Annotated in this window: 22 protein-coding genes and 2 tRNA genes; 14 read left to right on the top strand and 10 right to left on the bottom strand. The window is 62.3% G+C overall.

Annotated features, from left to right (window positions below):
* Positions 1-7: 7 nt before the first annotated feature.
* On the bottom strand, positions 8-682 hold the full coding sequence (locus C2U40_RS13585; protein WP_103827951.1) for a DUF1499 domain-containing protein: 675 nt from the start codon (positions 680-682) through the stop codon (positions 8-10).
* Positions 683-733: 51 nt separating this feature from the next.
* Between C2U40_RS13585 and C2U40_RS13580 the strand changes: the two genes are divergently transcribed.
* Positions 734-1,294, top strand: coding sequence for a peptide-methionine (S)-S-oxide reductase (locus C2U40_RS13580; protein WP_103827950.1), 561 nt, complete (start codon positions 734-736; stop codon positions 1,292-1,294).
* Positions 1,295-1,308: 14 nt separating this feature from the next.
* On the opposite strand, the gene C2U40_RS13575 is transcribed toward C2U40_RS13580, so the two are convergent.
* Positions 1,309-1,587 (bottom strand): peptidylprolyl isomerase, encoded by a 279-nt coding sequence (locus C2U40_RS13575; RefSeq protein ID WP_024943795.1) that lies wholly within the window; start codon positions 1,585-1,587, stop codon positions 1,309-1,311.
* Positions 1,588-1,668: 81 nt separating this feature from the next.
* Positions 1,669-2,043 (bottom strand): hypothetical protein, encoded by a 375-nt coding sequence (locus C2U40_RS13570; protein ID WP_024943794.1) that lies wholly within the window; start codon positions 2,041-2,043, stop codon positions 1,669-1,671.
* Positions 2,044-2,617: 574 nt separating this feature from the next.
* On the opposite strand from C2U40_RS13570, the gene tamA reads away from it, so the two are divergent.
* Positions 2,618-4,393, top strand: coding sequence for an autotransporter assembly complex protein TamA (gene tamA / locus C2U40_RS13565; RefSeq protein WP_103827949.1), 1,776 nt, complete (start codon positions 2,618-2,620; stop codon positions 4,391-4,393).
* A 209-nt stretch (positions 4,394-4,602) separates the two neighbouring features.
* Positions 4,603-8,388: an autotransporter assembly complex protein TamB gene (tamB, locus tag C2U40_RS13560; protein ID WP_103827948.1), complete on the top strand. Its 3,786-nt coding sequence runs from the start codon at positions 4,603-4,605 to the stop codon at positions 8,386-8,388.
* 138 nt (positions 8,389-8,526) lie between these two features.
* Here the strand turns inward: tamB and C2U40_RS13555 are convergent.
* Positions 8,527-8,611: transfer RNA gene (locus C2U40_RS13555), tRNA-Tyr, on the bottom strand.
* A gap of 52 nt (positions 8,612-8,663) precedes the next feature.
* Positions 8,664-8,748, bottom strand: a tRNA-Tyr gene (locus tag C2U40_RS13550).
* 125 nt (positions 8,749-8,873) lie between these two features.
* Between C2U40_RS13550 and C2U40_RS13545 the strand changes: the two genes are divergently transcribed.
* Entirely contained in the window at positions 8,874-9,389 is a 516-nt protein-coding gene (locus C2U40_RS13545; protein WP_011705452.1) for a VC2046/SO_2500 family protein, read from the top strand.
* A gap of 80 nt (positions 9,390-9,469) precedes the next feature.
* On the opposite strand, the gene hpf is transcribed toward C2U40_RS13545, so the two are convergent.
* Positions 9,470-9,808 (bottom strand): ribosome hibernation-promoting factor, HPF/YfiA family, encoded by a 339-nt coding sequence (gene hpf / locus C2U40_RS13540; RefSeq protein WP_016350234.1) that lies wholly within the window; start codon positions 9,806-9,808, stop codon positions 9,470-9,472.
* Between the two features lie 371 nt (positions 9,809-10,179).
* Here hpf and C2U40_RS13535 point away from each other — a divergent pair, with 371 nt between their 5' ends.
* The 5 genes from C2U40_RS13535 (at position 10,180) to yciA (ending at position 17,484) form a co-directional block, all read left to right on the top strand.
* Positions 10,180-12,696 (top strand): putative bifunctional diguanylate cyclase/phosphodiesterase, encoded by a 2,517-nt coding sequence (locus C2U40_RS13535; RefSeq protein WP_103827947.1) that lies wholly within the window; start codon positions 10,180-10,182, stop codon positions 12,694-12,696.
* Between the two features lie 84 nt (positions 12,697-12,780).
* On the top strand, positions 12,781-14,697 hold the full coding sequence (locus C2U40_RS13530; protein ID WP_103827946.1) for a transglycosylase SLT domain-containing protein: 1,917 nt from the start codon (positions 12,781-12,783) through the stop codon (positions 14,695-14,697).
* A 179-nt stretch (positions 14,698-14,876) separates the two neighbouring features.
* A complete protein-coding gene (locus C2U40_RS13525; RefSeq protein WP_024943788.1) occupies positions 14,877-15,875 on the top strand; it encodes a LacI family DNA-binding transcriptional regulator in 999 nt (332 codons plus the stop codon).
* Positions 15,876-16,134: 259 nt separating this feature from the next.
* A complete protein-coding gene (locus tag C2U40_RS13520) occupies positions 16,135-16,947 on the top strand; it encodes an NAD-dependent epimerase/dehydratase family protein (protein WP_042066647.1) in 813 nt (270 codons plus the stop codon).
* 141 nt (positions 16,948-17,088) lie between these two features.
* On the top strand, positions 17,089-17,484 hold the full coding sequence (gene yciA / locus C2U40_RS13515; RefSeq protein ID WP_005299258.1) for an acyl-CoA thioester hydrolase YciA: 396 nt from the start codon (positions 17,089-17,091) through the stop codon (positions 17,482-17,484).
* A gap of 6 nt (positions 17,485-17,490) precedes the next feature.
* On the opposite strand, the gene C2U40_RS13510 is transcribed toward yciA, so the two are convergent.
* Positions 17,491-17,715: a hypothetical protein gene (locus C2U40_RS13510; protein WP_005299261.1), complete on the bottom strand. Its 225-nt coding sequence runs from the start codon at positions 17,713-17,715 to the stop codon at positions 17,491-17,493.
* Positions 17,716-17,826: 111 nt separating this feature from the next.
* On the opposite strand from C2U40_RS13510, the gene C2U40_RS13505 reads away from it, so the two are divergent.
* Positions 17,827-18,672, top strand: a complete 846-nt coding sequence (locus tag C2U40_RS13505; RefSeq protein ID WP_016350239.1) for an endonuclease/exonuclease/phosphatase family protein — start codon at positions 17,827-17,829, stop codon at positions 18,670-18,672.
* Between the two features lie 142 nt (positions 18,673-18,814).
* Positions 18,815-20,143: an IS4 family transposase gene (locus C2U40_RS13500; protein ID WP_052816382.1), complete on the top strand. Its 1,329-nt coding sequence runs from the start codon at positions 18,815-18,817 to the stop codon at positions 20,141-20,143.
* 52 nt (positions 20,144-20,195) lie between these two features.
* Here C2U40_RS13500 and C2U40_RS13495 read toward each other — a convergent pair whose 3' ends face one another.
* Positions 20,196-21,743, bottom strand: coding sequence for a LysM peptidoglycan-binding domain-containing protein (locus C2U40_RS13495; RefSeq protein ID WP_011705461.1), 1,548 nt, complete (start codon positions 21,741-21,743; stop codon positions 20,196-20,198).
* A 70-nt stretch (positions 21,744-21,813) separates the two neighbouring features.
* A complete protein-coding gene (gene gloB, locus C2U40_RS13490) occupies positions 21,814-22,578 on the bottom strand; it encodes a hydroxyacylglutathione hydrolase (protein WP_103828307.1) in 765 nt (254 codons plus the stop codon).
* Between the two features lie 71 nt (positions 22,579-22,649).
* Between gloB and C2U40_RS13485 the strand changes: the two genes are divergently transcribed.
* On the top strand, positions 22,650-23,372 hold the full coding sequence (locus C2U40_RS13485) for a class I SAM-dependent methyltransferase (protein ID WP_016350242.1): 723 nt from the start codon (positions 22,650-22,652) through the stop codon (positions 23,370-23,372).
* On the opposite strand, the gene rnhA is transcribed toward C2U40_RS13485, so the two are convergent.
* Positions 23,360-23,824, bottom strand: a complete 465-nt coding sequence (rnhA, locus tag C2U40_RS13480) for a ribonuclease HI (protein ID WP_029303441.1) — start codon at positions 23,822-23,824, stop codon at positions 23,360-23,362. The two genes, C2U40_RS13485 and rnhA, sit on opposite strands and share 13 nt — an antisense overlap.
* A gap of 52 nt (positions 23,825-23,876) precedes the next feature.
* Between rnhA and dnaQ the strand changes: the two genes are divergently transcribed.
* Together dnaQ and C2U40_RS13470 are read left to right on the top strand one after the other, a co-directional pair.
* The gene (gene dnaQ, locus C2U40_RS13475; protein ID WP_011705465.1) at positions 23,877-24,611 is read left to right on the top strand and encodes a DNA polymerase III subunit epsilon; all 735 of its coding nucleotides are present in this window, start codon (positions 23,877-23,879) and stop codon (positions 24,609-24,611) included.
* A complete protein-coding gene (locus C2U40_RS13470; RefSeq protein ID WP_103828308.1) occupies positions 24,608-25,864 on the top strand; it encodes a TIGR03503 family protein in 1,257 nt (418 codons plus the stop codon). Before dnaQ ends, C2U40_RS13470 begins: the two co-directional genes overlap by 4 nt.
* The last annotated feature ends 48 nt before the right edge of the window (positions 25,865-25,912 follow it).

Below are 25,912 nucleotides of genomic sequence, written 5' to 3'. Positions count from 1 at the left end.
GACCTTCTTATTGCTTCAAGTTGGGTTTGTAGGCCTGACCCAGCCGCTCGTTGAGGCGGATCAGAAACTCCTCTATGCGGGCCCGGTTGGTGCCCAGGTCGCTCTGCCCCTGACGGGAGGCGGAGCGCATGTCGATGCGGGTTTCCTTGGGCCCGGCAAAGACCCGCAGCGCCACATCATCCTGAAAACCGAACCAGCCGGTGGTGACCACAGCCTCGAGCCCTTCCGGGCTTGGCCGCACCTGCCAGCCGAGCTGCTCCATCAGGGCGTGGGCCTCGGTGATCACCTCGACCGGGGAGGTGCTGGTAAAGAGAGGACCGGGCTTGCCGTCAACTGCTTTCAAGGGGGCCGGATTAATCGGCAGATCCTGCGCCGTTCTGAGCTCGCTGGCCCAGTGCAACTGGGGCGGGTTGTTGGGATCCGTGCTCACATCGTTGACCAGCGGCGTGCGCAGTGCCTGCACCACGAAGGCCAGGGGCAGCAGCAGAGGAACGGCGCCCCAGCTATTGGCGCAGCGATTGCGAGACCAGGGCAGGCGAACCAGCAAGGCGAGGGAGACGAGGGCCCCGAGCAGGCAGAGGGCGAATCCCAGCCACCAGGGCCAGAGGTGAACACGGCTGCCGAGGGCGCCGGCGAGCGGCAGCAACCAGGCCAGAAGCGGCCACCACAAATATCTGGGCATAACGGGGATCCACTGGTTATGATGGACAAGTGCCCAGAAGGATAAACTTAATTGACTGATAACGTTAGTAAATTTATCTCAATCCTGCTGCTTTTCCCAAGCGTTCCGCTGTGGGCGGACAGTGCCGTGCTGGCGGCGGGGGACATGTGGCGCGCCGAAGCCGTCTACGAGACCCTGCCCGGGGTCAGCCGGGTGGAGCCGGGCTACGTCAGTCAGCTGGCGGCGACGGGCTCGAGCTGGCGGGAAGTGCCGCCGCGACGCCAGGCGGTGCGCATCGACTATGACCCGGTCAAAGTGGGGTATGGCGATCTGCTCAACGTGTTCTGGCAGCTGGTGGATGGGCGCGATGGCGAGGGCCAGTATTGCAACCGAGGGCTGGCATTTGCGCCGGCCCTGCTGCCAAAGGATGACTATCAGTGGCGCTTGGCCCAGGTGAGCCTGACGCGCTGGCAGGCCTTGCACGGGCGGCCGAGCCGGGTTGCGCTCTGGCCGCAGAGCCGGTTCACCCCGGCGCCCGAGATGGAGGACTGGGCGGCGCGCCACCCCTGGCGTTTCGGCTTCTATGCCCGCCGCTGCGGTGGCTGGCCGGTGGAGCTGACCCCAGACCCCTGAACCGGGCCCTGAACTCAGCTGCGGTAGAGCACCTTGATAAGGTGAAAGCCGAACTTGGTACGCACCGGGCCGAGCACGGTCAGCAGCTCGCCCTTGAACACGGCATCGTCAAACGCCTTGACCATGTCGCCCTTCGAAAACTCCCCCAGATCGCCGAAGCGCTTGCTGGAGGCGCAGGTGGAGAAGCGCTTGGCCATCTGGCCGAAGTCGGCTCCCTTGGCAATCTTCTCCTTGATCTCCAGACACTCTTTCTCGGTCTTGACCAGGATGTGCTGGGCACAGGCTTTTCTCATCGGGACGCTCCTCGGCGGTGGGCAAATCGGGGGCGCAAAGAGTACTCCAATTCCTGCCGCGCGTCAGCCGTCATGGCAAATTCAGCTGCGGGCACGGGCAGCAAGCCGGGTTCTGGGCCGGGCCTGCCAGAGGATCTCCAGCCCGAGCAGGGCATGCAGGCTCCAGATGGCCAGCGGATTGAGCCAGTTGCCCCCCAGTTGCAGGGTCGCCAGGGCGCTGCCCGCCAGCAGCAAGGTGATGCCCGGCAGGCGCCAGTGGGTCGGCAGCGGCGCCAGCATGGCCATGCCCAGCAGGATGGCGAGCCCGAACGGCAGGTTCAGCGCGGTGAAGGCCAGCGCCTGCTGGCCGTTCATGCCGGTCAGCAGGGCCAGCAGGGCGCTGCAACAGGCGAGAAAGGTGATGAATTCGAGTCGGTCGGCGATGTAGTCCGCCATCTGTTCGCTGCGTGCGTGCATGCGGTGTCTCCTCTGGTGGGATGCGAGCCTTGGTGCAATGACCCCAGTGTGGGCGAGAAGTGAGCAGGGGGGCAGCGGGATAAATCGATTGGGTTGAACGAGGCTTTGATTGGGCGATGGCAACTGTTTGATCCTGCAAGATAAAATGCACTACCTCTGCAGGCGTGGGGCAAGGTGGGTGACCCAGTGGCAGCCAGAATGCGGCAGGTGGGCCCGGCGAGAGAGGGAATTGCCGCTATCTTGACCAGTTGCCGACAGTTGATGTCGCGCCCATCGGCCAACAAGGGATGGCGCGATACCGGGCCGGATGGGCCGCCAGGGGCCATATGGCATGGCCGTGCTGGTCATGGATTGCCCTTTTTGGCCCGCAGTGGCATAAGTCAGCTGGGGAAAGTGTGAAAAATGCGCGGCCTGCGCGGGCAAAGGCTTCAATAATATGGCGAAATTCGGTGTCACCCCGCTCTGATGTCGGGCCGGGGATATGCTAGGATGAGGCGCGTTTGCGATCGAGTGAGCCTCATATTCGTTCTGAATATCGCATTATTCTAATCATGTTCTTCGGGGAAATTGACGTTTGACAGGATGCAATCCGCCCCTGCCTGCAGGGATCTCACCGCCCGCACGGGCCTTTCGTCGTGGGCTTCGCGTGCTGGGACTGAGCCTCTGTCTGCTGCTGTTCGTCACGCCAGCCATGGCGGCCAAACTCACCTATCAGATCAAGGGACTGAAGGGGGAGAACAAGGACAACGTCGAGGCCTACCTCAACGCCCTGCCGGTCTATCAGGAGCGCCAGTACCGTCCGGCCCGCGCCAAGATCACCGAGAGCGTGCAAAAGGCGCTGCAGGTTTATGGCTACTACCAGCCCAAGATCACCCTGAGCCGCGACAAGAAGGCGCCTGCCAAAGTGATCATCGAGGTGGAGCCGGGCAAGCCGGTCATCATCTCCCGTCTCGACATCCTGCTGGAAGGGGATGCCAGCAGCGACGAGCTATACAGCGAGCTGCTGGACAAGCTGCCGCTGAAAGAGGGGGATCCCCTCAACCACGGCAAATACGAATCCATCAAGGCGGATCTGGGTAGCCTGGGGCTGGCCCGCGGCTACTTCGACGCCAAGATCAGCAAGAGCCAGGTCAAGGTGTTCCCGGATCAGGGCACCGCCGAGATCTACATCCTGTTTCGCTCCGGCCCGCGCTACCACTTCGGCGAGATCCACTACGACGCCACGCCGGAGGCGCTGCGCCTTATCCGTCCGCTCATCAACATCAAGAGCGGTGACCCCTATCTGGCGATCCGGCTGGCGGAGATGTCGCAGGATGTCTCCTCCACCAAGCTGTTCAAGCAGGTGGACATCAAGCCGCTCATCAGCCAGGCCGAGGGCAACCGGGTGCCGGTGCAGGTGACCCTCTCCAACCGGGTCGATCACGAGATTGAAACGGGTATCGGCTATGCCACCGACGTGGGGCCGCGCATGAGCGCCACCTGGGAGAAGCCCTGGGTCAACCGCTACGGTCACCGGCTCAACGCCACCGCCAAGGTCTCCCAGCCCGAGGCCGAACTCAGCTTCGACTACCAGATCCCGGTGGGCAACCCGCTGCGGGACTACTACTCGCTGCAGGCCGGTTATCAATATAAGGACAACAACGATACCCGCTCCGACCTGACCACCCTCAGTGTGCACCGCTGGAAGCGGCGGCCGGAGAGCTGGGACCGGGACGTGTTCATCCGGCTGGAGAACGAGATCTATACCCAGGGCGCCGACGAGGGCAACAGCTTGCTGCTGATCCCAGGCGTCTCCTGGTCGCGGCTGCGGGTGCGCGGCGGTCTGGTACCCGACTGGGGCGATCGCCAGCAGCTCACCCTGGAGTTTTCCGACCCCTACTGGGGCTCCGACATCAGCTTCGTGCGGGTGTGGGGGCGCAGCAAGTGGCTGCGCACCCTGGGGGAGGATCACCGCTTCCTGCTGCGGGCTGAACAGGGCGCCATCATAGGGGACAGCTTCTCGCTGGTGCCGCCCTCTCTGCGCTTCTTTACCGGTGGTGATCAGACGGTGCGCGGCTACGGCTACGAGACCATCTCGCCGCGCGGCAGCGACGGCAAGCTGCTGGGGGGCCGCTATGTGAGCGTCGCCAGCGCCGAGTACAACTACCGCTTCAGCGACAAGTGGCTGGGGGCCCTGTTCGTCGACAGCGGTACCGCCACGGTCGACTACAGCGAGGCCTGGAAGATAGGCACCGGGGTCGGCGTGCGCTGGGTGACCCCCATCGGTCAGGTCAGGCTCGATTTGGCGGTGGGCATTTCCGAGGAGGAGAAGCCGCTGCGACTCCACTTCGCGCTGGGGCCTGAACTATGATCCGGCCGCTTCCCACTCCTCTTCTCTTCTGTTCTCCTGACCGGCCGCTGCGGCTGCATCTTTCGCGGGGGTCTGCGCTGTGATCTGGGTAAAACGCATCTTTCTCTGGCCGCTGCGGTTGCGTCTTTCGCGGGGGTCTGCACTGTGATCTGGGTAAAACGTATTTTTCTCTGGCCGCTGCGGCTGCGTCTTTCGCGGGGGGCTGCACTGTGATCTGGGTAAAACGCATCTTTCTCTGGCTGATGGGGCTCATCTTCCTGCTGCTCATCGGTGTCAGCCTGCTGGGCTTCACCCATCAGGGCAACAAGTGGCTGTGGCAGCAGGCCAGGGCCGCCCTGCCTTCCCTCAAGGGGGAGCTGGTAGCGGGCCAGCTCGGCTATGGCTGGACCCTGGAAGGGGTTGGCTGGCAGGACGAGCTGGTGGACGTCACGGTGGATCGCGCCGTGCTGGACTGGGATCTGGGCAAGCTGCTGCAGGGCAAGCTCTGGATCAAATCCCTGAACGTCACCCACCCGGTGGTCAAGGTGGCCGACTCCGAACCGACCCCGAAAGAGCCGTCAGAGCCCTTCGTCTGGCACCCATTGCCCCTGAAGATTCAGGTCGACAGCCTCCAGGTGGCGGATCTCGATGTGACGGTGCCCGGGGTGGGGGTGAGCCTCAAGTCCCTCGACATCGGCGCCACCCTCAGCCGCAAGGGGCTCATTGTGCAGGGGCCCGTGCTGGATGGCCTCAAGGTAACCCTGGCCGAGACGCAGGCCACCGAGGCTGCCAAACCAGCTGCCATCAAGGCAAGCTCCCAAGACAAGGCTGCGGCCAAGTCGCCTGTCACCGCCAAGGCAAAGCCGGCGGATGAGAGCAAGGCGCAGCAGGCAACCAAGGCGGCCCCCATCGCGCTGCCCGCCATCCGGCTGCCGTTCCCCATCCAGCTGGAGGGATTGCAGGTCACGGCGTTTCGCTATCAGCAAGGTGAATTGATTGAAGGGCTCGACAAGCTGCTGCTGTCGGCCAGTGCCGAGGGGAGCGACATCGCGCTGCGCGAGCTCTCCCTGCGCCACGCCATGGCGGATCTGGCGCTCAAGGGCAAGATCCAGCTCAAAGAGGATTACCCGCTGGCCCTGACCCTGGATGCCAAGGCCCGCAAGGGGCTGCTGGATGGCGAACTGCAGGGGCAACAGGCCAGCCTGACTCTCGGCGGTTCGGTGGGCAAGCTGGCACTGGCGCTGCAGGCCAAGGGGCCGGTGGCCGCCAGCCTCAAGGGGTCCTTGGCGGCCCTCGACCCCGACTTGCCCTTTGATGCGGCGCTGGAGTGGAAGAGCCTGGGTTGGCCGCTGCACAAGCCCGCCAAAGATGAGCCAAGCTACCGGCTGGACAAGGGCAGTTTGAGTGCCAAGGGCAAGCTCTCCGGCTACCAGTTTGCCTTGAATACCGCCGGCAAGGGCACGGACGTGCCCCCCTTCAAGCTGGTGCTGACGGGCAAGGGGGATCTGACGCAGCTGAACCAGATCAACCTGCTGCTCAATGCTCTCAAGGGGGAGCTCAAGCTGGACGGCAAGCTCGCCTGGGACAAGGGGGTACGCTGGCAGGGCACCACGGAATTCAAGGGGATCAACCCGGCCGAGCTGGTGCCCGAGCTCAAGGGGGCGCTGGCGGGCAAGATTGCCAGCCGTTTCGAGCTCGATGAGGCGGGCCACTGGCAACTGCAACTGCCCGAGCTGAAGGTGGACGGCAAGCTCAACCAGTATCCGCTGGCCATCAAGGGCAGCGTGAGCGGCAACGACAAGATGGAGTGGACCATCCCGGCGCTGGCGCTGCAAAGCGGCCCCAACCAGCTGCAGGCCAAGGGCAGTCTGAGCCAGCAGGCGTGGAAACTGGATGCGGATCTCAACGCCCCCAATCTGGCCGGGCTCTACCCCGGGCTCAAGGGGGACATCAAGGGGCAGGTGCGCCTGACCGGCAATCAGCAAGCGCCGCGGGTCACCACAGAGCTGGCTGCCAGCCGTCTCTATTATGCCGGCACCGATCTGAAGGGGATCGCCATCAAGGGCAATGCCCTGGTCGGTGACAAGCCGGCAGGGGAAGTGGCCCTGACGGTGGCCAGCCTGGTGCAGGGGGCGACCAGCCTCAGCCAGCTGGCGCTCAACCTGAGCGGCGATCTCAACCAGCACGCCCTGTCGCTCACCATGAAGGGCGATCCGGTGGCAGCCAACCTCAAGCTGAGCGGCGGTCTGCGCGGGGATCGCTGGCGCGGCGCCCTCAGCGAGCTCAAGTTGAAGACGCCGCTGCGGCGCTGGGAGCTGAACGCGCCCTGGGCCCTCGATCTCGACCTGCCGCGTCAGCGGCTGAGCATGGGTGATCTCTGCCTCGGCTCCCAGGGGGCCAGCCTCTGCGTCAAGGGCAGCCAGGTGTCGGCCCAGCAGGGCAGCCTGGAGTTTGCCCTCAACCAGTTTGACCTCAAGCGCCTGCGGCCCTGGCTGCCGGACAACTTCCGCTGGCAGGCGGTGCTCTCCGCCGACGGACGGGCCAGCTGGCGCGGCAATCAGCCGACCCTGCACGCCACAGTGCGCACCACACCGGGTACCTTCGTGGCCGATGAGCTCAAGACCGACTACCAGCGCCTCGAGCTCGGGGTGGACTTCGAGCGCCAGCAGGCAGCCATCCGGCTCGACTTTGCCTCCGAGCAGATCGGCAACATCGACACCAAGCTCTATATCCGGGATCCGTCCGGTCGCGGCAATCTCTCCGGCCAGCTCAAGTTTGACGACCTCAAGCTGACCACCTTTGCCCCGCTCATCCCCGAGGTGCGCTCCCTGCAGGGGGTCATCTCGGCCGATGCCCGTTTCGACGGTACCCTGGCCGCGCCGCTGCTGTTTGGCCAGCTCAACCTGCTGGATGGGGAAGTGCAGACCCACTCCGACATGGTGACCCTCTCCAAGTTGGTGACCCGCCTCAAGATTGAAGGCAACCGGGCCGAGCTGGACGGTACCATGCTGGTGGGCAAGGGCCCGTTGGCACTGGGGGGCTGGCTGAGCTGGGCACAGCTGCCGGTCACCGGCAGCCTCACCATCCAGGGCAAGGAGCTGGAAGCCCAGTATCCTGGCATGGGCCGGGTGCGGGTCTCCCCGGACATCGCCATCTCGCTGGGGGAGGAGACCCGGATCACCGGTCAGGTCGACATCCCCTGGGCGCGGATCCTGGTCAAGAGCCTGCCGGAGAGCGCGGTGGCCGTCTCCGACGACGTGACCGTGGTCTACGACGATCTGCCGCCGGTGCCCAAGGCGGCGCCGCTGCCGATGGCGATCAAGCTGGCCATCCGGCTGGGTGACGACGTGCGGTTGGAGGCGATGGGGCTCAAGACCAAGGTGGGGGGCGGCATCAACATCCGCCAGGATCCCTCGCGGCCGCTGGCGGGCAACGGTCAGCTGGTGCTCAACGACGGGCGTTTCAAGGCCTATGGCCAGAACCTCATCATCAAGGATGGCCGCATCCTCTTCTCCGGCCCCCTCGATCAGCCGTTCCTCAACATAGAGGCGTATCGGGATCCCGATACCATCGAGGACAAGGTGACGGTGGGGGTGCGGGTGACCGGGCCGGCCAGCAAGCCCAAGATCACCGTCTACTCGGAGCCGCAGCTGGCCCAGTCCGAGCAGCTCTCCTACTTGCTGCGCGGCAAGGGGCTGCAAACCAGCGGCGAGGATGGCGGCTTCAACGGCCTGTTGGTGGCGGGCGCGGTCAGCCAGGCCAACGGCGTGGTCTCCAGTCTGGGGGAATCCCTCGGCATGAGCGACGTGGCCCTCGACACCGCGGGCAGTGGCGACAACACCCAGGTGACCCTGTCGGCCTACCTGCTGCCGGGGCTGCAGTTCCAGTACGGGGTCGGGGTGTTCAGCCCCATCGCCGAGTTCAAGCTGCGCTACGAGCTGATGCCCAGGCTCTACCTGCAGGCCATGAGCGGGGTGGCCCAGGCGGTGGATATCTTCTATCGCTTCACCCTGTAGCGGGCAGGAAGAGACAAAAACGGGAGGCGCAAGCCTCCCGTTTTTATGGGCGGCGTTGATGGGGCTGACGTTGATGCTGATGAGCAGGGGGATGCTGAAAAGCGAAAACCCGGCGCGAGGCCGGGTTTTCTTGAATGATGGTGGAGGGAGAAGGATTCGAACCTTCGAAGGCAGAGCCGTCAGATTTACAGTCTGATCCCTTTGGCCGCTCGGGAACCCCTCCACGGGGTATTGCCAATTTTTATCCACGGCGGGCGCCGTGACTGCACTTGAAATGGTGGAGGGAGAAGGATTCGAACCTTCGAAGGCATAGCCGTCAGATTTACAGTCTGATCCCTTTGGCCACTCGGGAACCCCTCCACAAGTGCGAGGCGCATACTAACAGATCTGCCGGGGTTGTGAACCCCTTGGCGGGATTTTTCCTGCTTAAAGGATCGTATTTGCGGCCGATAAAGGATGAAACCACCGTTTCCAAGAGTTATCTCATGCTACCCAGCGCCATTCGTGAGCAGTGGCTGGTGGACGAGGCCCAGCTGGGGCAACGTCTCAACCAGGATCTCCAGCACGGAGATAGGGCTGACTTTCGCCTGCATCTGGCCCTGCTGACCGATGCGGTGGAAGAGCAGCCCTGGTTCGACCCGAGGCAGCCAGCAAAGGCTGAGAGCCGGGTCTGGCGCAGCCGCTTTGAGCTGCCGCCAGCCACGCCCTTGCAGGGCAGTGCAAATGATGAAGAGGCCGCTTTGCTCAACGAGCGGCTGCAACAGGGAGGCTCCATGGTGGATGTGCGGCTCTGGCTGGCGCTGCGCTCACCGCCGCTGCTCGGCGCCCCGCCGGCGCTGGAGCCTGCCGTCTATGACAACCTCTCGCCGCTTGGACGGGAGCGCTGGCAGGGCAAGCTGGCGGATCAGCCCAGACGCGACGATCCCCTGCTGATGCTGCCGATCCTCGATACGCTCAAGGCGGGGGTGGATGCCAGGCTGCACTGGCTCAGTGGTTGCTGAAGGCGACAAACGCCGGCATTCGGGCAGCAAAAAGGCGGGAGATCCCGCCTTTGTCGTTTCTGGCTGTGCCGTGGCGCAGTTTACGCGTCGGCTTCATCCTCTTGTGGCACTTCCTTGCCAGCCGCTGCGGCGCGACGGGCGATGGGTTTTTCGGTGTGGCGGTTGATCTGGCGCTCCAGCTTTTGCCCCAGTTCGGTGATGGCGGCGTATAAGTCCTCATGTTCTGCCTGGGCAAACAGCTTGCCGTTGGGGATGCCAGCAGTGGCTTCAACGATGAACATCAGACGCTCTTTGGAGACAATCACATGGGGTGTGATAAGAGGCACCTGAAGACGCTCGAGCTTGTCAAAACGGGATTCAATGCGCTCGCGGATAGCCGGGGTGATGTCGATGATTTTGCTGGTAATTTCGATTTTCATATTGGCCCCCTTCGGGTCGTCTTGCTTGTGTCTTCACCTTCAGATTACTCATGGCTGAACATTAAAATGTGATCTGTGTCACGAACTGTGGCCTTGCTTCCGAGGGGAGGAATAAATTGTGATCTTTTCCCGTTCTGCACCAAAAAGCGCTTGAGCTCCACGAAACTGGCAGGCAGTATGGAGAAACTTGGATCGTTTCTGTCCCTTCGTGGCAGCGCCGCATGTCGACCTCATGTCCGGTTTTCACCGCTTAGTCTCGCATCTTTTGCACTTTCTCCCCGCACCGCCCTTGCCGACGTGCGCGCTGTGAATGTGGGCGCTGCCAAGTCGTCAGGGGCTTGAACGTGGTTGTTGTGGTGTTGGAGTAGTACATGAAACAGCAGGCCACTCAGATGATGTGGTTTTATGATCGGCAACACGCCCAGTGGAGTCTGTCCGATCATGCCTCCTACCAGCTCTGGCAAGGAGAGGGGCCTCACCCCTGGTTCGGGCAATTGGCGGCAGATGACGAGGCCGGCTTTGCCGACTTTCTCGCCAGACTTTACCACTCACAGCAACCGGCCCAGTTCATCGGTCACCTCTGCGAGGAGGGGGGCGAGGTGCGCCATGTGCTCTGGAGCGGCCAGTACGTGCCGGCCCAGCAGATGTGCTGCGGCTGGATTGCGCCGCTCGACACCACCCGCAGCACCCAGCTGCCTGCCGACCTCTCCCAGCAACTGCCGCTGCTGCAAGACCCCTTGTTGACCCAGCTGGCGCAGGCGCTCTCTGCCAGAACCGGGCTCGATTTCTTCAATACCCTGGTCAATCAGCTCGCTCATATTCTGGTAGCGGACGCGGTCTGGCTGGCGGAGCGCACCGGCAGCGGACGGCTCAAGGTGCTGGCCTGCCATGGCATCGACCTCAAGGAGTACGAACTCGACGGCATGCCCTGCCAGCAGGTCTATCTGGCGGGGGAGGCCTGCGTCATTCCCCTGGCGAACGAACTGCCCTGCTGTACCGGTCTCAAAGGGGGGCAGGGTTACTACGGCCTGCCGCTGTGTGATCGCAACGGCCAGATCCTGGGCCACCTGGCGCTGCTCTTTTCCGATCAGAGCGCGATCCCCAATCTGGGCTCGGTGCTGACCACCTTCTCCATGCGCATGGTGGCGGAGCTGGAGCGGCTGCAGAGCGATGCCCAGCTGCGCCTGTCGGCCGTGGCGTTTGAAACCCATGAAGGGATCATCATCACCGACCCCGATTTCAAGATTTTGCGGGTCAACCACGCCTTCAGCCAGATCACCGGCTTTGACAGCCAGCGGGTGATCGGCCTGCATCTGGGCAACGATCTCTGGTGCGGGCTGGGGGGGCTTGGCTACGAGCTCGGCACCCTGAGCCGCTGGCAGGGGGAGACTCAACGCCTGCACGCGGATGGCTACCCCTATCCGCAGTGGGAGATCGTCACCCCGGTGCAGGATGACAGGGGGGAGATCAGCCACTTCGTCATCTGCTTCGAGGATATCTCCGAGCGCAAGGAGGCCGAGCGCCGCATCCAGGATCTCGCCTATTACGACGAGCTGACCGGCCTGCCCAACCGCCGCCAGCTGCACGAAACTCTGGCCCACGCCTTTGGCGAGGCGAGCCGCGACTATCTGATCGGCGCCCTGCTGTTCATCGATCTGGATCACTTCAAGACCATCAACGACTCCCTCGGCCACGCCACCGGCGACTGGCTGCTCAAGGAGGTCGCCAGCCGGCTCAAGCGGCTGGTACGGCAGGGGGATTGTCTGGCACGACTCGGTGGCGACGAGTTCGTGCTATTGTTGCCCTCTCTCTCGGCGAGCCCGCCCCAGGCGGAGATGCAGGCCGACCTCATCGCCGAGCGGCTCATCAGCGAGATTGCGGCCCCCTACAACCATGCGGGCCAGGTGCTGCACATCGGCGCCAGCGTCGGCATCACCCTCTTCCCCGGCCGGGAGCAAGGGGTGGACGATCTACTCAAGCAGGCGGACACCGCCATGTATCAGGCCAAGTCGGCCGGTCGCAAGACCCGGCGCTTCTTCGATGCCTCCATGCAGTTGCAGGCGGATCGCCGGCTGCTCATTCACAACGAACTACGCAGCGCCCTTAACCAGCAGGAGCTGACCCTCTACTACCAGCCTCAGCACATGGTGGAGGGGGGCGACATCATCGGCGTCGAGGCGCTGATCCGCTGGCAGCCGCCAGGCCGGGCTCTGGTGTCGCCCGCCGAGTTCATTCCCATCGCCGAGGAGACGGACCTTATCGTCGATATCGGCAACTGGGTATTGTACGAGGCCTGCGCCCAGTACGTGCGCTGGGAGGAGAACGGCATCCACATCCCTCAGCTGTCGGTCAACGTCAGTGCCAAGCAGTTTCACGCCACCGACTTTGTCGATCGGATCCACGACGTGCTGGCTTCCACCGGCATGGATCCCGCCAGCCTGAATCTGGAGATCACCGAATCCGTGGTGCTGGGGCACGCGGAAGACACCATCAGCAAGATGAGCGAGCTCAAGGCGCTTGGCATCAGCTTTGCCATCGATGACTTCGGCGCCGGTTACTCCTCCCTGAGCTACCTCAAGCGGCTGCCGGCGGACGAGCTCAAGATCGACCGCTCCTTCATCCAGGACATCCCGCGCGATGGCGACAACATGGCCATCGTCGAGGCGGTGATCGCCATGGCACGCCACATGGGCTTCAACGTGACAGCGGAAGGGGTGGAGTCGCGCCAGCAACTGGAGTTTCTGCAGGCCCAGGGTTGTCACTTCTACCAGGGCTACCTGGCTTCCAAGCCGCTGCCGGTGCCTTATCTGGAGCGCTACGTGCAGCGCCTTGCCCGCAGCGAAAGCCCGCTGGCCGGGGGTAAAAATAGTCTCGCCGGCGAGCTGTAGCCCCTCGGGTTAACGGGTAGAATGAGGGAATATAACACCACCGCCAACGGGCGGTGGCATTGCCTCTCAATGGAGACGTCTCTCGTGAAAGCCGTGCAGGGAATCATTTTATCGGCGCTGTGCGTGCCGGGGCTGCTGACGCAGGTTGCGGCGCAGACTCTGGAACAATCTCTCTATCGCCAGGCTTATGACGCGGTGCGGGCCGACGATCAGGCCCGTTTTCAGCAAATTCGCGCCCGTTTGACCCATTATCCGCTGCTGCCCTATCTCGATTACTACCAGTTGGCCTTTCGGCCTGGGGCGGCAGAGTATGACGACGTGACCCGCTTCATCCGCGAACACGGCGATACCCCCCAATCCAACCGGCTGGAGCGCAGCTACCTCACCTATCTGGCCCAGAGCCAGCAGTGGTCCCAGTTCCTGCGCTTCTATCCGGCCAAGCCCAACTCCACCGATCTGCTCTGCATGCACTATCAGGCGCGCTACTACACCGGCCAGCAGAGCCAGGCACTGCAGGAGGCGGGCAAGCTCTGGCTGAGTGGCCAGTCCCGCCCAGATGCCTGCGATCCCCTGTTCCAGCTCTGGCAACAGGCCGGTTTGCGCACCCAGGAGAAGATCTGGACCCGCATGACCTTGGCCTTCGAGGCTGAGAACCCGAACCTCATTCGCCACCTCGGCGCCCAGCTCGGCAGCGGCATGAAGGCGTACGGGGATCAGATGATTACCCTGTTCGAGCAGCCCGCCAAGGCGATGAACACGGCCTATTTCACTACCGCCGCGCCTTCCAAAAAGTTGCTGTTGCTGGGGCTGGCCCGCTATGCCAACCAGCAGCCGGAAGCGGTACTGGGGCAGCTAGGCTATCTGCGCTCGCGTTTCGCGCTGAGCGCGGCCGAACTCAAACCGGTGGAACGGGCGGTGGCCAGACGGCTGCTGCTGGATCGCTCAACCGCCCAGCGCAACTGGCTGGACACTACCGTGGTGCGCCAGGCCGACCCGGATCTGCTGGAGCTGCGGGCCCGGCTCGCCATCTGGGAGCAGGACTGGAAAGGGCTCTCCGGCTGGGTCAAGCGGATGCCCATGGCCCTGCAGAAGGAGGATCGCTGGCGCTACTGGCTGGCGCGCTCGCTGGAGGTACAGGGCCAGCAGAAACCGGCGCGGGACCTCTATCTGGAGACCGCCAATCTGCGCGGCTTCTATGGCTTCATGGCGGCGCAGCGCAGCGGCGTGCCCTATCGGATGAAGAATCAGAGCGTGGCGAAGAAGGTGCCGGACTGGCGCACCGCCAGCAGCCGCTGGCCCTTCCTGCTGCGGGTGCGCGAGTTGCTCGACATGAACGAGATCACGGCGGCGCGGGCGGAGTGGATCCACAACATGGATCGCAATCCGGTGGCCCAGCGCCTCGAGTTCGGCCACATCGCCCTCAACCAGGGCTGGCATGAACTGGCCATTCTGGCCAGTATCCGGGCCGAGGCCTGGGATGCCCTCGATTTGCGCTTCCCGCTGCCGCTCAAGCACACCTTCTCCCAGATGGCGCAGGAGCGGACCATGAACACCAGCCTGCTCTACGCCATCTCCCGGCAGGAGAGCGCGCTTTACCCGCTGGCACAGTCGCCGGTCGGGGCGAGGGGGCTGATGCAGCTGATGCCGACCACCGCCAAGGAGACGGCCAGCAAGCTGGGGGTACCCTATCGCAACGAGCAGCAGCTGTTTGATCCCGCCATGAACATCCGCCTTGGCAGCGCCTATCTCAAGCGGCTGCTGGATGTGTACGACGGCAACCGGATCCTGGCGGCGGCGGCCTACAACGCCGGCCCCGGCCGGGTGAAACGCTGGCGCGATCAGAGTGCGGACAAGCCGATGGATGTCTGGGTCGAGAGCATCCCCTACAAGGAGACGCGCAACTATGTGCAGAACGTGCTGTCGTTCGATCTCATCTATCAGCACAAGCTGCAGCAGCCGCTGCGCTTCATGTCCGAGCGCGAGCTGAGTCACGCTTATTGAGACGGCTGCCGCCCTGGCGGCAGCCGGATTCCCATTCCCTCCCCAAAATGGTTATTATCCCATAAGGTTTTGTTACAAAAGGAAACCTGCCAGGTGATCGGGCGCCATCTCTTGGTCTGGCAGGTTCGTTATAATCGCCCGTTCAACACAGACAGGCTCCCCCAACAAAGGAATTGATAGTGGCAACGATTAAAGACGTTTCCCGGTTGGCTAATGTGTCCATTTCAACTGTGTCGCGAGTCATCAACAACACGGCGCAGGTGGCACCAGAAAAGCGTGAGGCCGTCATGGCGGCCATGAAGGAACTCAATTTTCGTCCCAACAGCTTTGCCCAGGCGCTGGTCAGCAAGCGCTCCAACTGCATCGGTGTGCTGGTGGGGGATCTGTGTGGTGGCCCCTTCTTCGCCCAGATGATGCGCGGCATCGAGAGCGTGGTGGACAAGGCGGACAAGTTCACCATCGTCATGTCCGGCAACCACGACGAGGTGCGCGAGCGTCACGCCATCCAGGCGCTGCTGCAGCGCCAGTGCGATGCGCTGATCCTGCACAGCAAGGCGCTGCCCGACGAGGAGCTGAGCGAGCTGGTGGCGGGCAGCACTCCGGTGGTCTTCATCAACCGCCAGGTACCGGGCGCCGAAGATCGCTGTGTCTGGCTGGACAACCAGGCCGGCATCACCACCGCCTGCCAGCACCTGCTGGATGCGGGCCATCGCAAGATCGCCTTCGTTACCTCGGACGATGAAGAGTTCGTCGATGGCCAGCAGCGGATGGCGGGGTATCATCACGCCCTGCAGCGGGCCGGCATCGCTCTTGATCCTGCCCTCATCGGCCGCGCCTTTGCCGACGAGAACGGCGGCTACGTGGCGATGGGCGAGCTGCTGGATCGGGGGGTTGAGTTTACCGCCGTGCTCGGTTTCAACGATGCCATGGTGGCGGGGGCCATCTCCTGTCTGCTGGAGCGGGGATACAAGATCCCGCAGCAGATCTCGGTGGTGGGCTTCGATGACATTCCCTATGCCCGCTACATCTATCCCAAGCTCACCACGGTGCGCTACCCCATCGAGGAGATGGGCGGCCGGGCTGCGGAGCTGGCACTGAGCCTGCTGGATCACAAGCCGGCCGAGGGGCTGGAGCTCAAGTTCGAGGCCGAGCTGGTCAGACGGGAATCCGTCGCCTGAGTGGCCGACATTGGCCCTGAATGGGCCAATGTCGCTCCCCTGTTTTGCGGAAAAATTGAAAGCGTTTTCAGAAATCCTTTTCAACTGTGATCCGCTTCAAAGCTTTTTGGACTGCCTGCCACTAGCATAGGCCCCACGAATTAGGAGCCTGCGCTCCCGATTTTCCCGCTGTGGGAGGTAACTGGTTAATCCAGCTATTTCCTTCGTTACTTTCGACGGTCATCATGGATGGCCGTTTTTTTTTTGCCAGGATTTTGTCATGACAACAGAGAGTGAATACCAGACGGGGATCGTGGGCGCTGGCTGGCTGGGGTTGCCGCTGGCCCGTGCACTGCAGACCGAGGGTCGCCAGGTGGCGGTGACGGTCAGCTCGGCTCAGAAAGCCGCGCAGCTGAGCGCGGAGGGGCTGCAGGCCTGGCCGCTGCAACTGGGCGCCGGACTGACCGCCCTGCCGTTTCGCTGCCGCGAGCTGGTGATCTGCGTGCCGCCGAGCAAGGTCGAGGATTACCCGGCCGCCATCGGGCGGGTGGCCGAGCTGGCGCAGGCCGCCGGCGTGCAGCGGCTGCTGTTCGTGAGCGCCACCTCGGTCTGGGCGCCGGGGCAGGGGGAGGATGAACACCCCATGCCTGCCCACGAGCGCGGGATGCGGATGCTGGCCGCCGAGCAGGCGGCGATGGGAGCTGGCATTCCCTGTGCCATGGTGCTGCGCCCGGCCGGGCTGTACGGGCCACAGCGCCATCCCGGTCGCTTTCTGGCGGGCAAGACCCTGGAGGGGGGCGGTCAGGCGGTGAACCTGGTGCACCTAGATGACGTGGTGGCCGCTTGTCAGTTGTTGCTGGCGCAGGGAAAGGATGGCGATGCCTACAACCTGAGCGCACCGGTGCACCCGCGCCGGGAGCAGTTCTATCCCTTTGCCGCGCGTCAGCTGGGGCTGCCGGCCCCGGTCTTCATCGAGCCGGCTGGCCAGTTTGTCCCCGTCGAGGGGCTGCGCATCTGCGAGCAGCTCGGTTTTGTCTATCGCTGGCCCGATCCGGCGCACTGGTTTGCCGAGCTGGCGGCCCGGGGTCACTGAGCATCCCGCCCGGTGCTATAGAGTGGGGTGCGAGGTGGGGCACAGGTGGCGCCAATGGTGTGGCGCGGCGGGCAATTGAGGTTTGCCAAGGGGGGGCTCGCCCCCTATCATGCCGCCATCCATATAGAGAGAGCGGTAAAGATGGTAGATACAAGACGTCACCCCGATGGGGAACTGTTGCTGAGAACCCTGGCAATGCCAGCCGATACCAACCCCAATGGCGATATCTTCGGGGGCTGGATCATGTCCCAGATGGATATAGGTGGGGGCATCATGGCCAAGGAGCTGGCAAAAGGACGTATTTGTACCGTATCCGTCGAGGGCATGACCTTTCACAGCCCGGTTAAGGTGGGCGACGTGGTGTGTTGCTACGGGCGCTGCCTGAAGATCGGTCGCAGTTCCATGCGGCTGAAGCTGGAGGTGTGGGTCAAGCCGGTGCTGCGTGAAAACGAGGCCCAGCGCTACTGCGTGACCGAAGGGATCTTCACCTATGTCGCCATCGACGAACAGGGAAAATCCCGTCCGGTACCAGTCTGATCCGGCTCAGATAAGCCGGGCGTTGATGATGGATATTTCCTGCTCAAACCCGGTTTTTTGCCGTATCATGCGTTCCAGCATCTCTTCCGAGCCGACGCACTGCTGGGTGTCGAACAGGCAGAGATCGCACTGGGGATCCCGTCTGATCTGATAGACGGTGGAAAGCTCCACTTGATGACAATTTCCTTGTTGATCATAAAATGTCACGCGGTACTGGTGCTGTCTCGCCATCGTTGAATTCCTTCTGAATGAGCCGGGCCGGACACGAGCTATCAGCCTAGTCGGCAGCGATGACATTTGTGATGGCCAGGACACAATGCAGAGGCAGGTGGTTGTTAGCCAATGAAAAATAGTTATCGCATTCTGGGTACGTCGCTGCTGACGTTGGGACTGGTCGGCTGTTTCGAGGTACCGGATCAGGATCACCTGGTCACGGCGCAGGGCATCATTCCCGGCGCCAACTGCCAGAAGCCGCCGCTGGTGGCGCTGGCCTCCACCGCCTTGCCACGCGAGTTCGGCATTACCGTCTGGAATCTCTACAAGGGTCAGCGTAAAAACTGGCGCGAGGGGCTGGACGAGTATGCCAAATCCCAGGATCTGGTACTGCTGCAGGAGTCAGCGACCCGCCCCGACATGCTGGAATGGCTGAAGGCCGGTGATTTTCAGTGGCAGCAATTGCAAGCCTTTACCCAGGGCGGTGTCTCTTTCGGCGTGATGACGGTGGCCAAGACGCCGCAGGCGTTCGTGTGCGGCGTGCGTTCCCCCGAGCCGCTGCTGCGCATCCCCAAATCCGGTCTGGTCAGCCTCTACCCCTTGCAGGGGGATCCTGACGGCGTGCTGGTGGTGAACCTGCATGCGGTGAATTTCGAGCTGGGGATGGCGACCTTTCGCGAGCAGCTCAACGATCTGACCGCCCTCATCCATCGCCATCAGGGCCCGGTCATTCTGGCCGGGGATTTCAACACCTGGAGCGACAAGCGCGAATTCTGGCTGAACAAGCTGGTGGGCGAACTGGGGCTGCAGGAGGCGATCCCGGTGCCGGATCTGCGTCGGACCGCGTTTGGCCGGCCGCTCGATCACCTCTACTACCGCAACCTGGACCTGGTGGAAGTGAGCAGCCCGGCGACCGATGCCTCGGATCACAACCCCATCATGGCCCGTTTCGCGGCTCAGGCCATCACCCCCTGAATCTGTACTGGCCGCCACGGTGGCCTGTGCCAGATAAAAAAATACCCCGCTTTTGGCGTAATGCCGATCAGTTAAGGATCCATTGACCGATCCTCAGGCTGTGTAAGAATCCGAAACTCCTTGTTGGGTTTCGGATTTTTTTATGCGTATCGACCAAGCTCTCGACTTCATTCACGCCTGTCCTCCCGGAAAGTTTGAGTCCCTGTCTGACCTGCTGTCACCTGAACTGGTGCAGGCTTGCTTGGCCGAGACGGGCTCCGTCTCCTTGCGCCGACGGCGCATGCCCATGGAGCGGGTGCTATGGGCCATTATCGGGATGTCCTTGTTTCGTCATGTCCCTATGGCCCAGCTGGCCAACCAGCTCGATATCCTGTTACCCGGCGACCGGCCGTTTGTCGTCCCCAGCGCCTTCATCCAGGCGCGCCAAAAACTGGCTGACCAAGCCGTTCGACAGGTGTTCCAGCAGACCGCCACACTCTGGCATCAGCAGTGTCAGCACCCCACCTGGGCCGGCTTGCAGCTGCTGGCCGTGGACGGGGTGGTCTGGCGCACGCCCGATACTCCGGACAATGCCGGCGCCTTTGCCAAGTCGAAAACCGTCCAGGGGGAGACGCAATATCCCCAGGTCCGCATGTTGTGTCAGATGGAGCTGACCAGTCATCTGCTGACCCAGACAGTGATGGACTCCTGTGCGGTAAACGAGATGGTGTTGGCAGAGCAACTGATTGAAAAAACACCCGATAATAGCCTGACCCTGTTCGATAAGGGCTTCTACTCACTGGGGTTACTCCATGCCTGGCAACGCCAGGGCGTAGCGCGTCACTGGCTTATTCCGCTGAAAAAGGGGGCTCAATACGAGGTCATCCGCAAGCTGGGGCGGCAGGATGTGCTGGTACGCCTCAGAGCCAGTCCGCAGGCCAAGAAGAAGTGGAGCGAGTTGCCGGAGCAGTTCGAAGCCCGGCTGCTGACCCGGACGGTAAACGGCAAGGAGCGGCAGGTGCTGACCTCGCTCACCGACCCGCTGCGCTTCCCGGCCAGCGAGTTGATGGAGCTATACCAGAATCGCTGGGAAATCGAGCTGGGCTATCGGGAGATGAAACATAGCCTGCAACAGCACCGGCTGACGCTGCGCAGCAAGAAACCCGATGGAGTAAGGCAGGAGCTATGGGGCTTGGTATTGGCCTATAACCTACTGAGATATCAGATGGTTAGGATGGCGGCGAGCTTAAAGGGCTATACGGCCAGCCAGTTGAGCTTTCACATGGCATCGGTGTATCTGCTGCATGAACTCAGTTGCCTGCCGTTTGTGTCACCGGGCATGGTTCCAGGGCGTGTCGCTGAGTTGGACAAACAGGCAGAGCAGTTCAAGTTACCCGCCCGCCGAGAACGAAGTTACCCAAGGTGCATCAAAGCCAAACCACAGAAGTATGCGACGAGAAAACCTAGTAAAAACAATGCCAGTCAGGCTTAACTGACTGGCATTACCGCTTTTGGCGGGGTATTTTTTATGAAGCGATGAACGATCAGCTGTTGTTCTTCACGAACAGGGTCAGCTCCTGACCCGGCTTGAGGTAATCGCTCTTGCCCAGCTGATTCCAGCGCATCACATCCATCACGGCAACCTGAAAACGGGCGGCGATAGAGGAGAGGGAATCACCGCGGCGTACCTGATAGACCATGGACTTGTTGCTGCTCTTGCCCTGCTTGGGCCAGACCACCAGCTTCATGCCAGGCTTCAAGGCCGACTTGGCGTTGAGACCGTTCCACTTGGCCAGCTCGTCATGGGTGACCCCATGCGCCTGGCTGATGCTCCACAGATTGTCACCGGCACGCACCTTGTACTGGATCTTGCCGGCACTGCGGCTGGCGAGCTGCTGTGGCTTGCTCTGGGCGCTCTGACTGACCACCGGCTTGCTGCCGCTGGTCGGGATCATCAGGGTCTGGCCACGGCGCAGGTGGTTGCCACTCAGGTTGTTGGCCAGTTTGAGCTGCTGCACGCTCACCCCGTGATTCTGGGCGATGCGGGAGAGGGTGTCGCCGCTGGTGACCTGATAGGAGCGGGTGCGGATGCGCTCGCTCTGGGGCAGATCGGCCAGGGCCAGCTCCAGGGTATCGGCATACTCGACCGGTACCAGCAGGCGATAGGGCCCCTTGGGTGAGGTCGACCAGCGCGTCAGGGCCGGATTGACCTCTTTCAGCTGAGCCGGACGCAGGCCTGCCAGCTGGGCTGCCACGTTCAGATCGATCTGGCCGCCGGTGTTGACCACCCGCAGCTGAGGCTTGTTGGCCAGTACCGGCAAGGTGACATTGTACTTGTCCGCGTTGCGGATCATGTCGGCCATGGCCAGGATCTTGGGCACATACATCCGGGTTTCGCGGGGCAGATCGAGTGACCAGTAGTCGGTCGGTCGGCCTGCCTTCTGATTGCGGGTGATGGCGTTGCGCACCCGTCCTTCACCGGCATTGTAAGCCGCCAGCGTCTGCAGCCAGTCGCCGTCGAAGAAACGGTTCAGGTACTCCAGATAATCCAGCGCGGCATTGGTGGAGGCCAGTACATCGCGGCGGCCGTCGTACCAGTTGTCGTGGCGCAGGCCGAAGTTCTTGCCGGTCGCAGGAACGAACTGCCACAGACCCACCGCATTGCTGCGGGAACGGGCGTGGGGATCGAACATGCTCTCGATCATGGGGATGGTAATAAGCTCCATTGGCAGCTCACGCCGTTCGATTTCCTCTACCATCAGATACAGGTAGGGCTCAGCCCGGCTGGCAATGGTCGCCAGATGCTTATCATTGCGCAACAACCAATCACGCTGCTGGCGGACACGGTCGTTCTCCTGCGGATCAAACTGCATATCATCGCTGATACGCACCCACAGGTTATCGGTGTCATCCAGTTCGTCGATCTGTTCGTCACCGAACAGGAAGCGCGCCGAATGCTTTTTATACGCTTTTTTGTTGACTTGGGGGGACTTGATCGGCTCGATTGCCGTTAGCGCCCGGTCATCCTGATGGCTCAGGTTTTGGCAGCCGCTGAGAAACAGCGCCGCCAATAAGGCCGTTCGTACCTTCATCTCGCTCAGGTCATCTTTAGGAAAAACAGCTCGCATCATAAGGGGCAATGGCCCCCTGATCAAGGTTTGTTCAAAAAACGTCCTTCCAGGATCGCAGCACTGTGAAGGTATCCTCTGGATTTTCCAAGCATTTTAAGGCGTGTTTCTCAGCAGAAAATTTCACGGAATCCTGTTCGCATCGCAGAAAAACGTTGAACTCCCGCTCATCCCCCAGCCGTGAGGGCAGACTCGGCAGACCCTGCTGGCGCAGCTTGCTGATCAGCCCGATCCGCTGCTGGATCGCCTGGTTGTCCGGCTCGACCGCGTAGGCGAAGCGCAGGTTGGAGAGGGTGTACTCATGGGCACAATAAATGAGGGTGTCGTCGGGCAGGGCGGCGAGCCGCTGCAGTGAGGCGTGCATCTGGGCCGGGGTACCTTCGAACAGGCGGCCACAACCGGCACTGAAGAGGGTATCGCCACAAAACAGCATGCCGTGGCCGTAATAGGCGATGTGGCCATGGGTATGGCCGGGCACATGGATCACCTCGAGACTCAGCCCGTGCCAGTTGATCTGATCCCCGTCATTGAGCCACTGGCCGTGATGAGCGGGCATGGGGTCAAGTTTGGGACCATAGAGTCTGGCATGGGGGAAATGGCCGAGCAGGGCGGTGACGCCTCCCACATGATCGTGGTGGTGATGGGTCAGCAGAATCGCGTCGAGCTGCAGCTCCAGTGCGGCCAGTCGCTCCAGCACGGGTTCGGCATCGCCCGGGTCGACGACCAGGCAGTGATTTTCGTGTCGGATCAACCAGATGTAGTTGTCGTTAAAGGCAGGAACTGTGATCACTGGATACATGAGTCTGCTTCTCTTTATGGAGGGTATCTTATATAACTGGATGGCGTTCGAACCCCAAGTTGAGCCCTATTATGCAGGTGGCACGTACCGAACAACAAATCGAGATCCCGACCAGCTGGTCGGCACTGCCCATGGGGGACTGGGTAGCGGCCGAGATCCAGGAGCGGCTCGACAGCTGGTGCCCACATCTGTTTGGTTATCATCTGCTTAAAGTTGGGGCACTGAGCGCCGAACTCTCCTGCGGCTGCTCTTCCATTCGCCATCAGATAGGGGTTGCCCCCAGTGGCAGATTGCTGGATCTCAAGGGCGATCCACTGGCCTTGCCGGTGCGCACCGGCAGCGTGGATGCCTGCCTGCTGGCTCACTGTCTCGACTTTTCACCCGACCCCCACCAGGTGCTGCGCGAGGCGGAGCGGGTGCTGACCGACGATGGCTGGCTCATCGTCAGCGGCTATAATCCGCTCAGCCTGGTCGGCATCGGCCACTGCCTGCCTTTCCTGCGTCAACATCTGCCCTGGTCGGCCCGCATGTTCACTCCGGCGCGGGTCACCGACTGGCTGCAGCTGCTCGGGTGTGAAGTGATGTTTGACGAGCGCTTTGGCTACTCGTTCATGGGCAAGCAGAGCCGAATAGGCTGGTGGCGGGAGAGTGTGGGGCGGGATTATTGCAGGCCGTTTGCGTCCGTTTACGTGATAGCGGCGCGCAAGCGGCGCTTTCCGTTGACGCCGGTACGCCGCCGCTGGCGCTTGCCCGAGTCGATTGCGACGCCGGGCATGGCGCGTCAGGGCTGGTAGCCGGTATCCTCGGCCAGCTGTTTGCCGCTGGCGGCCTCGCGGGCCAGCTCGTCACAGCGTTCGTTTTCCGGGTGACCGGAGTGCCCCTTGACCCAGAGCCATTCGATCTGATGGCGCGCCACTTCCGCATCCAGCGCCTGCCAGAGATCGACGTTCTTGACCGGCTGGCGGCTGGCAGTCATCCACCCCTTCTTCTTCCAGCCGATGATCCACTGGGTGATCCCCTGGCGCACATACTGGCTGTCGGTGGTGAGTCTGACCTGGCAGGGCTCGTTCAGGGTGCGCAGCCCCATGATGGCGGCCATCAGCTCCATCCGGTTGTTGGTGGTGAGGCGAAAACCTCCGGCGAGCTCCTTGCGGTGCTTGCCATAGACCATGACGGCACCATAGCCGCCAGGGCCTGGGTTGCCGAGACAGGAACCATCCGTATACAAATCGATCTTTTTTAGCATGAGTCTTGGGGTAAACTAGCGGGTAAAGCCGAAGTTTGACATAGATTGGATCATGAACACACCCCAACTGAATCGCCAGATCATTCTGGATACTGAAACCACAGGTATGAACACCGCCGGTGGCCCCGTCTATCTGGGACACCGCATCATCGAGATCGGCTGTGTGGAGGTGATCAACCGCAAGCTGACCGGTAACCACTTCCACGTCTACATCAAGCCGGATCGGCTGGTGGACCCCGAGGCCATCCAGGTGCACGGCATCACCGACGAGTTCCTGCGTGACAAGCCGTCGTTCAGCCAGATCGCCGACGAGTTCATCGAGTTCATCCGCGGTGCCGAGCTGATTGCACATAACGCGCCGTTTGACGTGAGCTTCATGGACTATGAGTTCGGCAAGCTCGGCCTCAATTTCAAGACTGCCGACATCTGCGGCATCACGGATACCTTGGCGATGGCGCGGGACCTGTTCCCGGGCAAGCGCAACAACCTCGACGTGCTGTGCGATCGCTACGGCATCGACAACTCCCACCGTACCCTGCACGGGGCTTTGCTCGATGCGGAGATCCTGGCGGACGTCTACCTGCTGATGACGGGTGGCCAGACCAAGTTGAATCTGGCTACCGAGAGCAGTGAAAATGAGAGCAACCAGGACACCAGCATCCGCCGGCTGGAGAGCAATCGCCCACCGCTCAAGGTGATCCGTGCCAGCGCCGAGATTGAGGCGGTGCACGAAGCGCGGCTGGACCTGGTGCAGAAAAAAGGAGGAGCCTGCCTGTGGCGGCAATGAGCAAGCTATGGGGCGGCCTGCTGTTATTGGCCTCGCTGACTGCCTCGGCTAACGAGGTGTTTGCCCCCTCCGACATTCCCCTGCTCGACAATCGCTTTCGCATCGATTACGGGGTGAAAGAGATCACCTTCATCGTGACGCGCAAGCCGGGCACTCCGTCGGTGATCCTGGTGCGTCCGGACGGCAGCAAGCTCTATGTGGGCAAGGTGACGCCCCCCGATGTGGGCTGGCTGGCGCTCAAAGATCAGGATCTCATCACCATCCGCGATCCCATGCCGGGCCCCTGGCAGGCCATCGGCGAGGTGGACCCGGACAACCGGGTGCGCCTGCTGTCGAACATCAGGCTGGAAACCGATCAACTGCCGACCCAGCTCTATCAGGGAGAAAGGGTCAAGCTCAAGTCCTGGCTGCTGATCGACGATGCACCGCCCAAGGCCGGTTATTACCTGACCGACCTTGGCATGACGGTGCGATTGCAGCGTTTCAACGACGCCAAGCAGGAGGGAGATCCCATCGTTGACGAAGTGCTCGGCCACTATCGTGACGATGGCAAGGGGCTTGATGAGGTGCCGGGTGACGGCATCATGACAGCCGAGGCGGTACTGGATGTGGCTGCGGGAAAATACCGGGCCATGTATAGCACGGGCAATCAGGTGTTCTCCCGCGCTCGCTATCAGGACGTGCTGATCTACCCGTTGCCGGTCAGCTATACCCTGGCGCCTCCCTCACAGGCGTTTGGCGCCAAGCTCTCCTTCCTGATCGATGCCGATGAGCTGGATCCGGCCTCCGTGGTCATTGAGGGCAAGGCGACCAACACGGTGGGAGCCAGCATGGCGTTCAATGCGGTGGCAACCGAACCCCGGGTGGAAGTGGATCTCTCCGCCATCAAGGAGGTCGGCCAGTATGAGGTGACTGCCACCCTGTTTGGCACGACCCGGCTGGGCCGCGAGATCCAGGTCACGCTGCCGGTGAAATCGTTCAATATCTTCCCGGTGTTGGCGGCTGAGCCATCGGCGGCTTCTGAAGCCTCAGCTGCAGTACCCAACCAGGTGAAATTCGAGGAAAAACAGAGCAGCGGCTGGCTGATCTGGTTGCTGGGTGGGGTCGGCATCCTGCTGGTCTTGCTGGGCGGCGTCGGTTTCATCTTGCTGCAAAAGCGGCGGGCACTGAAAAAAGCGATGGCGGCGCAGAAGGCCGAGAGCGAAAGCGCCAAGCCGGAAGCCAAGCTCGATCTGAACCTGCCCGAACAATAACCGGGTAACCGCATGAAAAAGCCGCCTGTCGAGGCGGCTTTGTTATTT

Source organism: Aeromonas sp. ASNIH4 (assembly GCF_002934425.1).
GTDB classification, from domain to species: Bacteria; Pseudomonadota; Gammaproteobacteria; order Enterobacterales; family Aeromonadaceae; genus Aeromonas; species Aeromonas hydrophila.
The sequence above is the reverse complement of the archived record's forward strand: the minus strand, read 5'-3'. Positions and strand labels throughout refer to the sequence as shown.